Annotated in this window: 10 protein-coding genes and 1 other annotated feature; all 10 genes read left to right on the forward strand. The window is 42.7% G+C overall.

Annotation, left to right across the window (positions count from 1 at the left end; translation table 11 throughout):
- Positions 1 to 654: 654 nt before the first annotated feature.
- On the forward strand, positions 655 to 1,122 hold the full coding sequence (locus FS458_RS18975) for a CtsR family transcriptional regulator (RefSeq protein WP_137792299.1): 468 nt from the start codon (positions 655 to 657) through the stop codon (positions 1,120 to 1,122).
- Positions 1,123 to 1,158: 36 nt separating this feature from the next.
- Entirely contained in the window at positions 1,159 to 1,692 is a 534-nt protein-coding gene (locus FS458_RS18980) for a UvrB/UvrC motif-containing protein (RefSeq protein WP_066390592.1), read from the forward strand.
- A gap of 3 nt (positions 1,693 to 1,695) precedes the next feature.
- Positions 1,696 to 2,763: a protein arginine kinase gene (locus tag FS458_RS18985; protein ID WP_144704541.1), complete on the forward strand. Its 1,068-nt coding sequence runs from the start codon at positions 1,696 to 1,698 to the stop codon at positions 2,761 to 2,763.
- A gap of 14 nt (positions 2,764 to 2,777) precedes the next feature.
- The gene (clpC, locus tag FS458_RS18990) at positions 2,778 to 5,198 is read left to right on the forward strand and encodes an ATP-dependent protease ATP-binding subunit ClpC (protein ID WP_144704544.1); all 2,421 of its coding nucleotides are present in this window, start codon (positions 2,778 to 2,780) and stop codon (positions 5,196 to 5,198) included.
- 528 nt (positions 5,199 to 5,726) lie between these two features.
- Positions 5,727 to 7,103 (forward strand): DNA repair protein RadA, encoded by a 1,377-nt coding sequence (gene radA, locus FS458_RS18995; RefSeq protein ID WP_144704547.1) that lies wholly within the window; start codon positions 5,727 to 5,729, stop codon positions 7,101 to 7,103.
- An 8-nt stretch (positions 7,104 to 7,111) separates the two neighbouring features.
- Positions 7,112 to 8,185 carry a DNA integrity scanning diadenylate cyclase DisA gene (gene disA / locus FS458_RS19000; RefSeq protein WP_066390602.1) on the forward strand — a complete coding sequence of 358 codons (1,074 nt, stop codon included), beginning with the start codon at positions 7,112 to 7,114 and terminating at the stop codon, positions 8,183 to 8,185.
- Between the two features lie 95 nt (positions 8,186 to 8,280).
- A complete protein-coding gene (locus FS458_RS19005) occupies positions 8,281 to 9,372 on the forward strand; it encodes a PIN/TRAM domain-containing protein (protein WP_144704550.1) in 1,092 nt (363 codons plus the stop codon).
- An 18-nt stretch (positions 9,373 to 9,390) separates the two neighbouring features.
- The gene (gene ispD, locus FS458_RS19010) at positions 9,391 to 10,086 is read left to right on the forward strand and encodes a 2-C-methyl-D-erythritol 4-phosphate cytidylyltransferase (protein ID WP_144704553.1); all 696 of its coding nucleotides are present in this window, start codon (positions 9,391 to 9,393) and stop codon (positions 10,084 to 10,086) included.
- A complete protein-coding gene (gene ispF, locus FS458_RS19015; protein ID WP_144704556.1) occupies positions 10,083 to 10,562 on the forward strand; it encodes a 2-C-methyl-D-erythritol 2,4-cyclodiphosphate synthase in 480 nt (159 codons plus the stop codon). The genes ispD and ispF overlap by 4 nt, the downstream gene beginning before the upstream one ends.
- 227 nt (positions 10,563 to 10,789) lie before the next feature.
- Positions 10,790 to 12,259 carry a glutamate--tRNA ligase gene (gltX, locus tag FS458_RS19020; protein WP_144704618.1) on the forward strand — a complete coding sequence of 490 codons (1,470 nt, stop codon included), beginning with the start codon at positions 10,790 to 10,792 and terminating at the stop codon, positions 12,257 to 12,259.
- A 56-nt stretch (positions 12,260 to 12,315) separates the two neighbouring features.
- Positions 12,316 to 12,543, forward strand: a binding site (T-box leader).
- The last annotated feature ends 241 nt before the right edge of the window (positions 12,544 to 12,784 follow it).

Below are 12,784 nucleotides of genomic sequence, written 5' to 3' on the forward strand. Positions count from 1 at the left end.
TGATTTTCGACTTAATTGAGGTTCGTTCCGACTTAATTTACTCTCATTTTGACTTAATTTTGTACATTCAGACTTAATTAGACTACAGAGATACCCCACTCCGTATGTTTTGAAGATCAGTTTCAGCCCCGAAACTCACCTACACCTCTCAAAATAGAAAGAAGATGGCCACAGCCATCTTCCAACACGCGATATTCTTCAGCAAAAGCTCTAAAAATCCATTAAAAAGCAATACTAGCTGATGCTTCAACCCTCTTTGAAGCCAAAAACTCATCCAAACGGCCCTGATCTTCCCTCCCAAGCCCCAAATAAGATCTCCTCATCAACCCAAAGCCACATAATTTCACGGTAATCGTGATTTTATTCACGGTAATCCTTCATATATTTACGGATAAGCTTCATAATTTCACGGATAAAATTTTTTATCAAATTTTCGACACCGACCGCCCCACAGACCAGCCACTTATAATATTCATCTCATCTTAACGCGTACATCCATCCTCCTCCAAAAGCATCATCTTTTCGACAGAATCATACAGGTTAAGAAGGTAATCATGAGGCAATAATGGTGGATAGAGATTTGCATTTTCGGAAAAAGGCAGGCTATAATATAACTATAGTCAAAGTTAGTCAAAGTCAGAAGGGGGAGGGGAAATGAGGAATATTTCAGATGTAATTGAAAATTACTTAAAGCAAATTCTCTCGAGCTCTAATGATCCGTCCATTGAAATTAAGCGGACAGATATTGCTGAAAGGTTTCAATGCGTGCCTTCTCAAATAAACTACGTCATTAACACGAGATTTACGATTGAAAAGGGGTTCGTAGTGGAAAGTAAAAGAGGTGGAGGAGGATATATTCGGATCATGAAGGTCCGTACCGAAAGCTCTGCCCACTTAATTGATCACTTAACCACCTTGATTGGTGAGAGGATATCGCAAGGCAACGCAGAAAATGTAATAAAGAGACTTATGGAAGAGACGATCGTTTCAGAACGAGAAGCAAGACTTATGCTGAGCGTGATGGACAGATCTATTTTAAAACTTAATCTTCCAGAACGAGACGAATTACGAGCAGAATTATTAAAAGCTATGATAAAAACGTTAAAATATCGAACCACATAGCCCTTTTTTTCATTCTATATAAAGGGAGGGAGCAGAATGAATTGTGAAGAGTGCCATGAACGTGAAGCGTCATTGCATTTTACAAAGATCATAAATGGGGAGAAAACTGAATTTCACATTTGTGAACATTGTGCCAAAGAAAAAGGAGAATTCTTGCCGGGGTCGAATTCTTTTTCCATTCACCAATTGCTTTCTGGGCTTTTACACGGCGATGGACATGTCCCGAACACGCCATCATCCAACTTCATTCCGCCCTCATTAAGCTGTGAAAAATGCGGGATGAGTTATTATCAGTTTGCGAAGATCGGTCGCTTTGGGTGTGATAATTGCTACAAGGCGTTTGAATCGAAACTAAATCCTATTTTTAAAAGAGTTCATGGTGGTAACACTTTGCATGCGGGAAAGATTCCACTCCGTGCAGGAAGCAGTATTCAAGAAAAAAAGCAGCTTCAGCAATTAAAGCAAGCTTTGCAGCAGTATATATTAAATGAGGAATTTGAAAAAGCTGCTGAAACAAGGGATGTCATCAGAGAGATCGAGCACCGCTTGCAACAGGGGAGGGATACGTAACCGATGTCTTTGGAACGATTTATCAGTGACGCAATCAGTCCCTGGATGAAACGGGAGGGGCCGGAATCGGATATAGTTCTATCGAGCCGTGTCCGACTTGCAAGAAATATTCATCAATATGTATTTCCCATCGCAGCAGATAAAGAATCAGCTCATGAAGTCATTTCAGCGATCTCGACTTGTATGAGCTCAGAAAATGAAGAAGAAGCAGAAAAGCTTGAAATGCTGATGATGGAGGAGTTAAAACCTGTTCAAAAACGGGTACTTGTTGAGAAACATTTGATCAGTCCCAATTTAGCAGAGCAAGCGAAATACGGTGCAGTTCTCATGAATGCAGATGAATCGGTCAGCATCATGGTGAACGAAGAAGATCATATACGCATCCAATGTTTAGCACCAGGGTTTCAATTAGAAGAAGTGCTTCATCGGGCGAATGAGATCGATGATTTTATCGAAAAGAACGTTGATTATGCGTTTGATGAAAGACGAGGATATTTAACAAGCTGTCCGACGAATGTAGGAACTGGACTTCGTGCCTCTGTCATGATGCACCTTCCAGCTCTCGTACTCTCAAAAAAGATGAGCCGCATCATTCCAGCGATCAATCAGTTAGGGTTAGCGGTAAGAGGGATCTACGGGGAAGGTACCGAGGCGCAAGGAAACATTTTTCAAATTTCAAATCAGATGACACTAGGCAAGTCGGAAGAGGATATAATGGAAGATCTCGCAGGTGTCGTCATGCAGGTCATCCAACAAGAACGAGCAGCTCGTCAACAGCTGCAGGATGGATTGAAATTACAGCTTGAAGACAAGTTATTCCGTTCATTGGGAACATTAGAGAATTGCCGGATCATCCAATCAAAAGAAGCTGCCAAGTGTTTATCAGATGTGCGGCTAGGCATTGATTTAGAAATTTTACCTGGCATTTCAAAAACGATCCTCAATGAGCTTATGATACTTACACAACCAGGTTTTCTTCAACAATATGCAGGTGAAGTTCTAACTCCAGAAGAACGTGACATAAGAAGAGCCACTTTAATCAGAGAAAGAATAAAATTGGAAAACCGATAAGGAGCGTGACGAGTATGATGTTTGGTCGTTTTACTGAGAGAGCACAAAAAGTTTTAGCTTTAGCACAAGAAGAAGCGATTCGTTTAGGTCATAATAATGTGGGAACTGAACATATCCTGCTTGGACTGATCCGTGAAGGCGAAGGAATTGCAGCAAAAGCACTTCAAGTTCTTGGTCTAGGGCCAGAAAAGATTCAAAAAGAAGTGGAAACATTGATCGGCCGCGGTCAGGAAGCTGTTCAAACGATCCACTATACGCCTCGTGCCAAAAAAGTGATCGAACTTTCCATGGATGAAGCTCGTAAACTCGGACATTCATACGTGGGAACGGAACACATTCTATTAGGCTTGATCCGTGAAGGAGAAGGCGTTGCAGCTCGTGTTCTCAACAACCTTGGTGTCAGCCTTAACAAAGCCCGTCAACAAGTGCTGCAGTTACTAGGAAGCAATGAATCTTCTTCTAGTCATAGAGGTTCATCTGCTAGTGCCAACACACCTACGTTAGACAGCTTAGCGCGAGATCTAACAGCGATTGCTCGTGAAGGTACACTAGACCCAGTAATCGGGCGTGCGAAAGAAATTCAGCGTGTTATTGAGGTTCTAAGCCGCCGTACGAAGAACAATCCTGTATTGATAGGTGAGCCTGGTGTTGGTAAAACAGCTATCGCTGAAGGTTTAGCGCAGCAGATCATCAATAACGAAGTGCCAGAAACACTTCGTGATAAGCGTGTAATGACGCTTGATATGGGTACAGTTGTAGCTGGAACGAAGTACAGAGGTGAATTTGAAGACCGTCTAAAAAAAGTGATGGATGAGATCCGCCAAGCGGGCAACATCATTCTATTCATCGACGAACTTCATACACTTATCGGTGCAGGTGGAGCAGAAGGTGCGATTGATGCATCCAACATTCTAAAGCCAGCTCTTGCTCGCGGTGAACTTCAATGTATCGGTGCTACAACCCTTGATGAGTATAGAAAATATATTGAAAAAGATGCAGCGCTTGAGCGTCGTTTCCAGCCGATCACAGTTAACGAGCCGACGAAGGATGAGAGTATTCAAATTCTTCAAGGACTTCGCGATCGTTATGAAGCTCACCACCGTGTAACGATTACGGATGAAGCGATTGAAGCATCTGTTCAGTTATCTGATCGTTACATCTCAGATCGTTTCTTACCAGATAAAGCGATTGATCTTATTGATGAAGCGGCTTCAAAAGTTCGTCTTCGTTCATATACAGCTCCACCGAACTTAAAAGAGCTTGAACAAAAGCTCGAGGAAGTTCGTAAAGAGAAGGATGCGGCTGTTCAGAGTCAAGAATTTGAAAAAGCGGCTTCACTTCGAGATTCTGAGCAACGCCTTCGTGAAGAGTTAGAAAAGACGAAGGATGTTTGGAAAGAGAAGCAAGGTAAAGAAAACACAGAAGTAACACCAGAAGATATCGCGCAAGTAGTATCGTCTTGGACGGGAGTTCCGGTTTCCAAACTTGCTGAAGAGGAAACAGAACGCCTTCTGAAGATGGAAGAGATTCTGCATGATCGCGTTATCGGTCAATCAGAGGCTGTTACGGCAATCTCTAAGGCTATCCGAAGAGCACGTGCTGGACTTAAAGATCCGAAGCGTCCGATCGGCTCATTCATCTTCTTAGGACCAACAGGTGTTGGTAAAACTGAGCTTGCAAGAGCTGTTGCTGAGACACTATTTGGCGATGAAGATGCGATTATTCGTATCGATATGTCCGAGTACATGGAGAAGCATACAACATCTCGTCTCGTTGGATCACCTCCAGGCTATGTTGGACACGAAGAAGGCGGCCAGTTAACAGAAAAAGTTAGAAGAAAGCCTTACTCTGTTATCTTGCTTGATGAGATTGAAAAAGCGCATCCTGAAGTATTCAATATCTTACTTCAAGTGCTAGAAGATGGTCGTTTAACTGATTCTAAAGGACGTACGGTTGATTTCCGTAACACGGTTGTGATCATGACTTCAAACGTAGGAGCGAGCACGCTTAAGCGTAACCGTTCTCTAGGATTTGCTGTTCATAACGAAGGTCAGAAGTACAATGACATGAAGTCTAAAGTGATGGATGAACTAAAACGTGCTTTCCGTCCAGAGTTCCTTAACCGTATTGATGAAATCATCGTGTTCCATTCTCTAGAAAAAGAGCACTTACTAAGAATCGTTAGCCTGATGGCAGCATCACTGAAACAACGTTTAAGTGATCAAGGTATCGAGATCGAGTTAACACAAGCTGCGCTCGAAAAGATTACAGAAGAAGGATACGATCCAGATTACGGAGCTCGTCCGTTGCGTCGTGCCCTACAGCGTAAGATTGAAGATCGATTATCTGAAGAGCTTCTAAGAGGAAATATCAACAAAGGGCAGACCGTTAAGATTGATGTTGACGAGAACGATTTTGTCGTCCAAACGGTCTAACTTTTACCACATATGAGAATATCCTACAAAAGACCCGGAAGACAGACATGTCCTCCGGGTTTTTGTCGAAATAATCTTGCCTGTTCGCCTTTTTTTGCAGAGCTCAAATGGAAGTAGTTGTTAGGTTTTATGTTATGATATTAGTGAATAAATCTTGATATTTTCAGTATTTAACTTTCTTGAATTAGAAAGGCGTTTCCATACTCATGGTTGCTCTTAGGAGTGGTTGCTTTCCGTTACAGGTGTTCGCTTTCCGCGGGGCGTGCGGTGAGCCCCCTGCCGCTTTGCGCCTTTAGGGGTCTCTCCTGCCCACTCGTCCCGCAGGACAAGGAATGCTTCGGCAGCGACACATCGCACGAAGAAAATTTGAAGTGTAATTTTCGAGGAGTCTCACACCTTCCACTCCAATCAACCTTTCCATGAAGTTTTTTAAAAGTATCAATTTCTCGAAGCGTCTGAAACTAGAAACTAAAGGTTATGAAATAGATAGATATTAAAGTGTTAAGTTTTGAAGAGGAGTTTTTATAGATGGCTAAAGTAAAATCAATCTTTCTTTGCCAAGATTGCGGTTATGAATCACCGAAATGGATGGGGAAATGTCCCGGTTGCCATGCGTGGAACACGATGGTGGAGGAAACGATTCGTCCTGAAAAAAACATAAGAGGGTTAAGTTCTGGGGGAGATAAGAACGTAAAGCAGAAACCTCAGTCGATAGCGGATGTGAAAAGCGAGCAAGAGCCGCGAATACCAACAAACTATCAGGAGTTCAACCGTGTACTAGGTGGAGGAATCGTTCCAGGTTCAATGGTTTTAGTTGGTGGAGACCCCGGAATAGGTAAGTCCACCCTGTTGCTGCAAACATCAGCACAGCTCGCAAAAAAAGGAGAGCGTGTTCTATACATATCTGGTGAGGAATCTGTGAAACAGACGAAGCTGCGTGCCGATCGTTTAGAGATCGACGCAAAGGACTTATTTGTTTTGGCAGAAACAGATTTAGAACTGATCGAACAGGCGATGTCTGATGTGATGCCTTCTGTGATGATCATCGATTCGATTCAAACCGTTTATCGAGCTGAAGTCACTTCGGCTCCTGGAAGTGTATCGCAAGTACGAGAGTGTACATCGCATTTGATGCGAATGGCGAAAACAAAAGGTATCGCTGTATTTATTGTAGGACATGTTACAAAAGAAGGAAATATCGCGGGTCCGCGTCTTTTAGAGCACATGGTAGATGCCGTATTGTACTTTGAGGGTGAACGGCATCACACTTTCCGAATCTTAAGAGCAGTTAAGAACCGTTTTGGCTCTACGAATGAAATCGGTGTTTTTGAAATGAAAGAAGTAGGTCTGGAAGAAGTATTAAATCCTTCTGAAATCTTTTTAGAAGAACGTTCCAAAGGGGCAGCGGGTTCGACCGTAGTTGCTTCTCTCGAAGGGACTCGACCGATGTTAGTAGAGCTTCAGGCACTAATATCGCCAACAAGCTTTGGTAATCCTAGAAGGATGGCTACTGGTATCGATCATAACCGCGTCTCACTGCTTATGGCCGTTTTAGAAAAGAGAGTCGGGTTGCTGCTTCAGAACCAGGATGCTTATCTAAACGTTGCGGGCGGTGTCCGTCTGGATGAGCCGGCGATCGACCTTGCAGTTGCGATCAGCATCGCATCAAGCTTTCGCGATTCACCAACCAAGCCAACAGATGTTATGATTGGAGAAATAGGATTAACGGGAGAGGTTAGAAGAGTTTCCCGTATCGAGCAGCGCGTACATGAAGCTGCGAAGTTAGGTTTTACGCGAGCTATTATACCTGATAAAAATATCGGTGGCTGGACGGTTCCAAAAGGAATTCAAGTCGTCGGAGTATCGACCGTTTATGAGGCATTACAAGCAGCGTTAGGAGGGTAAAGTATATTATGGATCATGCGATTAAAGAAGCAATCATAAGCCAAATGCTACAGCTAGTTGCTCCCGGAACACCACTACGGGAAGGGATTGACAACGTACTGCGAGCGAACACAGGTGGACTGATCGTTGTTGGATATAACGATAAAGTAAAAGAAATCGTTGATGGAGGTTTCTCTATTAACTGCAAATACTCACCAGCATCTCTATATGAACTTGCTAAGATGGATGGTGCGATCATTTTAAACGAAGATGCTGTTAAGATTCTGTATGCGAACACACAACTGATTCCAGATACGGTTATTCCGTCAACAGAAACGGGGATCCGTCACAGAACGGCAGAACGTGTTGCGCGTCAAACAGGTAACCTTGTGATCTCCATTTCTCAACGTCGTAACGTAATCACTTTGTATCAGGGGATGATTCGTTATTCGTTAAAAGAGATCGGTGTGATCTTGACGAAAGCGAATCAAGCGATTCAAACGCTTGAGAAATATAAAGTTGTTTTCGACCAAAGTGTTACGAACCTTGGCGCTCTAGAATTTGAAGAATTAGTGACTTTCCAAGAAGTTACACAAGTTATTCACAGAATTGAGATGGTTTTACGCATAAAAAATGAGATTATTAAATATGTTAATGAACTTGGTGTTGAAGGAAGGCTAATTCGAATCCAGATGGAGGAGCTTGTTTCAAACATCGAGGAAGAAGCACTGCTTTTAATCAAGGACTATATGAAAGATCGTGAAAGTGATCCTTATGCGATTCTTCGCCAATTGAACAAACTATCATCTGAAGAATTGTTCGATGAATCCGTTATTATGAAACTTTTAGGCTTCTCAGCCGGTATGAATATGCAGGATGAGACGATTCATCCACGCGGTTACCGTATTCTTGGCAAGATTCCAAGGCTTCCAGCGGTTATTATCGAAAATCTGACAGATGCATTTGAAAACCTTCCGCAAATTTTGCGCGCGTCCATTGATGAATTGGACGAGGTAGAGGGTATCGGTGAGATCCGTGCCAAAAAAGTAAAAGAAGGTCTAAAACGCATTCAGGAACAGCTTTTCGTCGATCGTCATATCTAGTGGAAACTTCCTCTGAAAAAAAAGGAATTTTCTATCTTTTACACGTTTTTAATACGGTCATTTTGTAAATAATGATTAGGGGAGGTGAATCAGGCATGCTAAAAAGAATTGTTCAGCTATTTTTCATTGTAATAGGTGGCATGCTCGGCTATCTATATATACCAGATCTTATTCGTGTACTTAACTTCGGTGATCTTCCGAATCAGGTAACATCCCCATATGTCGGGGCAGTGATTGGTGCACTTATACTTTTTTTATCTACATTTTGGCTGTCAGATTACGTAGTAGGATTAATCCGCTGGGCTGAGGAAACAGTTGTAAAGGCTCCGGCTACTGACCTTTTATCTGGAACGATGGGGCTGATCATCGGACTGATCGTCGCATTTTTAATCCAGTCACCGTTAAGTTCTATGGATATTGTTGTGGTCAGCTCCATACTACCTATCGCTATTACATTCCTTCTCGGTTATTTAGGCTTTCAGGTAGGTTTTAAAAAGAGAGATGAGTTGATTCAGCTGTTCTCATTGAAAAGCCAAGGAAAAGAGCGTAAAAAAGAAGCAGAGATCGAAAAGCCGAGTGGTAAGTATAAGATCCTAGATACGAGCGTCATTATCGATGGTCGAGTGGCTGATATCTGTCAAACTGGCTTTTTAGAAGGTCCGCTCATTATTCCTCGTTTTGTATTAGAAGAATTACAATATATTGCGGATTCTTCAGATGTTCTAAAACGTAACAGAGGACGCCGAGGTCTGGATATTCTAAATCGAATTCAAAAAGAGCTTTCTATGAAAGTTGAAATCTATGAAGGTGACTTTGAAGAAGTTACGGAAGTGGATAGTAAGCTAGTAAAACTCGCTCAGTTGCTAACCGGTGTCGTCGTAACGAATGATTTTAACTTGAACAAAGTATGTGAACTGCAAAACGTTGCAGTACTGAATATTAATGACCTAGCCAATGCGGTTAAACCGGTTGTTCTTCCGGGCGAAGAACTTGTAGTACAAGTGATCAAAGACGGAAAAGAACAGAGTCAAGGTGTAGGCTATCTGGACGATGGAACGATGATCGTCGTAGAAGATGGTCGTGATTATGTAGGCAAGACGATTGATGTTATCGTAACTTCAGTACTCCAAACATCAGCGGGCAGAATGATTTTTGCTAAAAAGAAACTATTAGAAAAAGCATTGTAACGAACGGTGGGGAAGCACGTGAATTATTGGACAGTCATTCCTGCTGCAGGACAAGGTAAACGAATGAAAGCTGGCATCTCAAAGCAGTGGATCGAGCTTTTAGGAAAACCAGTCCTCGCTCACACACTTGATGTGTTTGAAAAAGATTCAAATTGCGAGGGAGTCATCTTGGTCGGTAGTGAAAAGGAATTGCAGCAGATGCAATATTTTGTAGAGTCGTTCCAATATCAAAAAGTGCGCAAAATCGTTCCAGGCGGAAAAGAGCGTCAGCAAAGTGTTTATGAGGGTTTGAAGTTCGTACCTACTGATGCAGATCTCGTCCTCATTCATGATGCAGCGCGTCCTTTCATCACACACGATTCTATTTTACAACTAGTTAACACGGCACGAGATACCGGCTCTGCCGTGTTAGCTGTTCCTGTGAAGGACACAGTTAAGCGGGTAATCGAGAATCAAGTGGAAGAAACGATCGACCGTTCCAGCTTGTGGGCTGTTCAAACCCCGCAAGCTTTTCGTCTTTCTATCGTAATGGATGCACACAAGAAAGCAGACGAAGAAGGCTATATTGGAACGGATGACGCAAGCCTAGTAGAACGAATTGGACGAACAGTCGCTATTGTAATGGGAGACTATCATAATATAAAATTAACTACGTCTGATGACTTGTTATTTGGACAAGCCATTTTGTTAGAGAGACAGGGGGAAAAAGCATGATGCGCATCGGACAGGGTTTTGATGTACATGCCTTCAGTGAGGGTCGTCCGTTAATCATTGGCGGTGTAACGATTCCTTATGAGAAGGGACTTTTAGGGCATTCTGATGCTGACGTTCTTTTGCATGCCATCACAGATGCATTGCTAGGTGCAGCGGGTGAAGGAGATATCGGCAAACACTTTCCAGATACAGATCCAGCTTACAAAGACGCAGATTCGAAGCGTTTGCTGCTCGATTCTTGGAAATTGGTTGAGAAAAAAGGTTATTCTTTAGGTAATATAGATTGTACGATCATTGCTCAAAAGCCAAAGATGCTTCCGTACATTGAAGAGATGCGCGGAGTGATCGCCGGTATTTTTGGGGTTGATGTAGAAAGAATCAACGTGAAAGCAACGACTACTGAAAAGCTAGGTTTCCCTGGACGCGAAGAGGGAATCGCAGCTCAAGCGGTTGTTTTGATAGAAAAGGCACTTTAAAAAATGTTGCTTTGGGAGCATTCCGTTCATTATCTTCTCTGATAAAGTTGATTGGAGTGGAAGATGCGAGACTCCTGTGGGACAGGCGGTTAGGTGAGACACTTAAGAGTGAAACGTACGAATGTGGCTCATCGACTGCCCCACGGAAAGCGAGCATCTGGAACGGAAATCAACTACTTTCAAAGGCATCATCGTTAAGTAAAAAATATTTTTAGAGGTGAAACATGATGGCAAACGAAGTTCGAGTGCGTTATGCACCAAGTCCAACGGGACACTTACATATAGGGAATGCACGTGCAGCTCTATTCAATTATCTATATGCACGCCATACTGGCGGGAAATTTATTATTCGTATTGAAGATACGGATCAAAAGCGTAACATTCAAGGCGGAGAAGAGAGTCAGCTGGATCACTTAAAATGGCTCGGTATGGATTGGGATGAAAGTGTTGATATCGGAGGAGATTACGGTCCGTATCGTCAGATGGAACGTTTAGATCTATACGAGAAGTATACAGATGAACTACTTTCAAAAGGTCTTGCATACACTTGTTATTGTACAGAAGAAGAGCTTGAAGTGTCTCGTGAAGAGCAGATGGCTAAAGGGGATACTCCTGTTTATGATGGACGCTGTCTAAACCTATCAGTGGAAGAAAAAGCGGCTCTAGAAGAAGAAGGTCGCCGTCCGAGCATTCGTTTTAAGGTTCCGCAAGACCGTACGATCACGTTTGATGACATGGTTAAAGGTGAAGTATCTTTTGAATCAAGTGGCTTTGGTGACTTTGTTATCGTGAAAAAAGATGGAATTCCAACTTACAACTATGCGGTTGTTATCGATGACCACGAAATGGCGATCACTCACGTACTGCGTGGAGATGATCACATCTCAAACACACCGAAGCAGTTATTGATCTATGATGCGTTAGGATTTTCGCATCCGAAGTTCGGTCATACAACATTAATCGTGAATGAAAATCGTAAGAAACTGAGCAAACGCGACGAATCGATCGTTCAGTTTATCGAGCAATACAAAGATCTCGGATACTTGCCAGAAGCGCTGTTTAACTTTATTGCTCTATTAGGCTGGTCTCCAGGTGGAGAAGAAGAGATCTTCAGCAAAGAACAGTTCATTGAAATTTTTGATCCGAACCGTTTATCCAAAGCACCTGCCGTGTTTGATACGCAAAAGTTAGAGTGGCTGAACAACCAATATATGAAGCAACAAGACGTAGCTCGTATCGTTGAGTTGTGTATGCCTCACCTAGTAAAAGCGGGCAGAGTGTCTATGAACCCTAGCCCTGAAGAACAAGAGTGGATTACGAAGCTTGTCGCTCTTCATCAGGAAAAAATGAGCTACGGTGCAGAGATCGTAGACTTAACGGAACTATTCTTCAAAGAAGAGATCGAGTACGAAGGGGAAGCATTTGAAGTATTGCAAGGTGAAGGTGTTCCATCCGTTATGGAATCGTTCTTAACTCAGATCGAAAACAGTGATTCTTTTGAAGCGGAAGACATCAAAGCAATGATGAAAGCTGTTCAAAAGGAAACGGGTCAAAAAGGGAAGAACTTGTTCATGCCGATCCGTGTGGCGACGACTGGTCAGCAACATGGTCCAGACCTGCCTGCTGCTGTTTCTCTTTTAGGAAAAGATGTTATTACAAAGCGCGTAAATGCTGTACTGACTCAAATTAAAAAGTAATAAAAGTACACATTTTGCAAAGATTATAATATAGTAAAAGAAACTTATAATAAACGTGTAAAACGCAGATGAGGAAAGTAGGCTAGCGCCTTTTCATAGTAGAGAGAACCATCACCGGCTGAAAGTGGTTCATGAAAATGCTTGCTGAAGTGCCCCTCGGAGTCCCATGCCGAAAATTTTAGTAGGTTTGGGCGGCAACTCCCCGTTATGGAGCTTAAGGGAACAGGTGAGTTTAATAAGCCTGTTAAACAGAGTGGAACCGCGTCTATCCGTACGTCTCTGTGTCATATTTGGCACAGGGGCGTTTTTTATTTGTAGTCTTCGTCGCTCTTGAAAGTAGTTGATTTCCGTTACAGGTACTCGCTTTCCGGGGGGCGTGCGGTGAGCCTCTTAGCGCTTAGCGCTGTTAAGAGTCTCACCTGTCCCGCTGATCCCCCAGGAGTCTCGCACCTTACACTCCAATCAATTTTGCGATGAAGAAAATAAAAAATGCCTGAGACATCACGCGTAACAGGCAAGTCCCTT

The organism is Fictibacillus phosphorivorans, from assembly GCF_007673525.1.
GTDB classification, from domain to species: domain Bacteria; phylum Bacillota; class Bacilli; order Bacillales; family Fictibacillaceae; genus Fictibacillus; species Fictibacillus phosphorivorans_C.

What these genes read in the sequence shown, in the direction of transcription:
- FS458_RS18975 (WP_137792299.1), top strand. Translation starts at nt 655, where the DNA reads ATGAGGAATATTTCAGATGTAATTGAAAATTACTTAAAGCAAATTCTC.
- FS458_RS18980 (WP_066390592.1), top strand. Translation starts at nt 1,159, where the DNA reads ATGAATTGTGAAGAGTGCCATGAACGTGAAGCGTCATTGCATTTTACA.
- FS458_RS18985 (WP_144704541.1), top strand. Translation starts at nt 1,696, where the DNA reads ATGTCTTTGGAACGATTTATCAGTGACGCAATCAGTCCCTGGATGAAA.
- clpC (WP_144704544.1), top strand. Translation starts at nt 2,778, where the DNA reads ATGATGTTTGGTCGTTTTACTGAGAGAGCACAAAAAGTTTTAGCTTTA.
- radA (WP_144704547.1), top strand. Translation starts at nt 5,727, where the DNA reads ATGGCTAAAGTAAAATCAATCTTTCTTTGCCAAGATTGCGGTTATGAA.
- disA (WP_066390602.1), top strand. Translation starts at nt 7,112, where the DNA reads ATGGATCATGCGATTAAAGAAGCAATCATAAGCCAAATGCTACAGCTA.
- FS458_RS19005 (WP_144704550.1), top strand. Translation starts at nt 8,281, where the DNA reads ATGCTAAAAAGAATTGTTCAGCTATTTTTCATTGTAATAGGTGGCATG.
- ispF (WP_144704556.1), top strand. Translation starts at nt 10,083, where the DNA reads ATGATGCGCATCGGACAGGGTTTTGATGTACATGCCTTCAGTGAGGGT.
- gltX (WP_144704618.1), top strand. Translation starts at nt 10,790, where the DNA reads ATGGCAAACGAAGTTCGAGTGCGTTATGCACCAAGTCCAACGGGACAC.